General features: G+C 42.0%; 3 protein-coding genes. All 3 read right to left on the reverse strand.

Annotated elements, in window-relative coordinates; genetic code table 11:
• Positions 1 to 83: 83 nt before the first annotated feature.
• Positions 84 to 962 carry a F0F1 ATP synthase subunit gamma gene (locus QZ565_RS09215; RefSeq protein WP_000301224.1) on the reverse strand — a complete coding sequence of 293 codons (879 nt, stop codon included), beginning with the start codon at positions 960 to 962 and terminating at the stop codon, positions 84 to 86.
• Positions 963 to 977: 15 nt separating this feature from the next.
• Entirely contained in the window at positions 978 to 2,483 is a 1,506-nt protein-coding gene (atpA, locus tag QZ565_RS09220; RefSeq protein WP_000996629.1) for a F0F1 ATP synthase subunit alpha, read from the reverse strand.
• Between the two features lie 14 nt (positions 2,484 to 2,497).
• A partial coding sequence (locus tag QZ565_RS09225; protein WP_295528569.1) for a F0F1 ATP synthase subunit delta occupies positions 2,498 to 2,689 on the reverse strand: 192 nt, incomplete at its 5' end.

Genomic DNA, 2,689 nt, shown 5'->3' on the forward strand with positions numbered 1-2,689 from the left:
AGTACAGCCTGCGGCTAGCTTCCTAGTTTGCTCTTTGATTTTCATTGAGTATAAGTTCATTTTCATACGAGCTGGACTAGAGCCTATTCTAAGGCACTAGCTCCTGCTACAATTTCTGTAATTTCTTGTGTAATCGCCGCCTGTCTGGCACGGTTATACTGAATTGTCAAATCATTAATGACTTTCTTTGCATTATCTGTCGCTGTTTGCATAGCTGTCATACCTGCAGCATTTTCAGCTGTCTTAGCGTCGATAATAGCACCATAAATCATACTTTCTGCAAACTGAGGCAACAACTGCTCCAAAATTTCTTCTCGGCTAGTTTCCAATTCAAAGGTCAAGCTGTAACTGTCATCTGCTTCATTTGGATCCAAGTCAACAATTGGAAGCATTTGTTCCACACGCATTTGACTGGTTAGCGTATTGACATGGTGGTTATAGCAGACATAGAGTTCATCAAATAGTTCATTTTGGTACATTTCAACAGTTTTTGAAATAATCTTACGGACTTCATCAAAGCTTGGTTGATCCGCCAAGCCACGTAGTTCATAAAGTGGTTGAATACCGCGAGCCTTAAAGAAATCAGCTCCCATTCCACCGATACAGATCATTTCAAAACCTTTACCGTCTGGATGGTATTCCTCCTTCAACTCCATAACAGCTTTCAGAATAGAGGAATTATAACCTCCAACCAAACCTCGGTCTGAAGTAATGACGATATAGCCTGTCTTCTTAACTGGACGACTAATCAACATCGGATTGGTTGAACTGCCAGCTCCATTACCATGAAGAATATCCGTCAAAAGTTTACGAACTTTCTGAGCATAAACTTGGAAGTTGCGAGCAGCTTCTTCAGAGCGACCTAGCTTAGCAGCCGAGACCATTTGCATGGCATTAGTGATTTGACTCGTATTTTTTGTTGAGGCGATTTTTGTTTTAATATCATTTAGAGATACTGCCATCTGACACCTCTATTCTTATTGGAAGCTGGTTTGATTGAGAAACTCTGTAATCGCAGCATCCAAGACTGCTTCTTCTGGCAAGTCTTTTGTATCACGAATGGTTTCCAAAATCTCTGGATGTTGAGCGTCAAAGAAGGCATGGAACTCTTCCTCGAAACGAACAATATCATCTACTGGAACAGTATCCAAGAAACCATGTGTCAAAGCATAAAGAATGGTTACTTGTTTCTCAACAGGTAATGGCTTGTGAACAGGTTGTTTCAAGACCTCAACGGTACGACGTCCACGGTTCAACTTAGCCTGTGTTGCCGCATCTAAGTCAGAACCAAATTTAGTGAAGGCTTCCAACTCACGATATGAAGCAAGGTCAATACGAAGTGTACCAGCAACCTTCTTCATGGCTTTGATTTGTGCAGAACCACCTACACGTGATACAGATGAACCCGCATCAATGGCTGGACGAATACCTGCATTGAAGAGACCATCACCAAGGAAGATTTGTCCATCAGTGATTGAAATCACGTTGGTTGCGATATAGGCTGAGATATCTCCTGCTTGTGTCTCGATAAATGGTAGGGCTGTAATTGATCCACCACCAAGTTCATCAGAAACTTTAGCTGAGCGCTCAAGCAAACGGCTGTGAAGGTAGAAAACATCCCCTGGAAAGGCTTCACGACCTGGAGGACGACGAAGCAAGAGAGAGAGTTCACGATAAGCTACCGCTTGTTTTGATAAATCATCATAAACAATCAAAACATGCTTGCCTTGATACATAAATTCTTCCGCCATGGCAACCCCAGCATAAGGAGCTAGGAAGAGCAATGGAGATGGTTGTGAAGCAGAGGCTGTCACAACGATTGTGTAATCCAAGGCACCGTACTGACGTAGTGTTTCTACTTGCGTACGAACTGTTGATTCTTTTTGTCCAATCGCTACGTAGATACAGATCATATCTTGACCTTTTTGGTTCAAGATTGTATCAATCGCAATGGTTGTTTTCCCTGTCTGACGGTCACCGATAATCAACTCACGTTGACCACGACCAATCGGTACAAGGGCGTCAATAGCTTTCAAACCAGTTTGCAATGGTTCTGATACAGACTTACGTTGCATAACACCAGGAGCTGGTGCTTCTACTGGACGAGTTTTATCAGTATGGATTTCTCCAAGACCGTCAACTGGGCGACCAAGAGGATCCACAACACGACCAATCAGACTCTCACCTACTGGGACTTCCATGATTTTACCTGTACGGCGGATTGTATCGCCTTCACGGATGTCTGTAAAGTCACCTAGGATGATAATACCAACGTCTGTTGACTCCAAGTTTTGAGCCATCCCATAAGAGCCGTTTTCAAAAATCAACAACTCTCCACTCATGGCATTTTCAAGGCCGTGAGCACGCGCGATACCGTCCCCGATATAGGTTACAACACCTGTTTCAGTCACATCAAAATTGGGTTTGAAATTTTCAATTTGTTGCTTAATTAAAGCGCTGATTTCTTGTGCGTTAATTGCCAAAAGAACACCACTTTCTATTTCAAATTTTCTTTAACAACTTTAAGTTGTTGTTTAATACTCACATCAATTGTCTTGTGATTGGCAATAATAACAAAACCACCGATTAAACTATCGTCGATTTTTTCCTTAATACTACGGACTTTTAAAGACATCTTCTTCTCGATTAGAGGAAGGAGGCGTTCTTTCTGTTTGTCAGTCAAAGACTT

It is taken from the genome of uncultured Streptococcus sp. (assembly GCF_915066115.1).
Taxonomy (GTDB): domain Bacteria; phylum Bacillota; class Bacilli; order Lactobacillales; family Streptococcaceae; genus Streptococcus.

Excerpts from the sequence above, each read along its gene's own strand:
- QZ565_RS09215 (WP_000301224.1), bottom strand. The coding sequence starts at position 962 with ATGGCAGTATCTCTAAATGATATTAAAACAAAAATCGCCTCAACAAAA.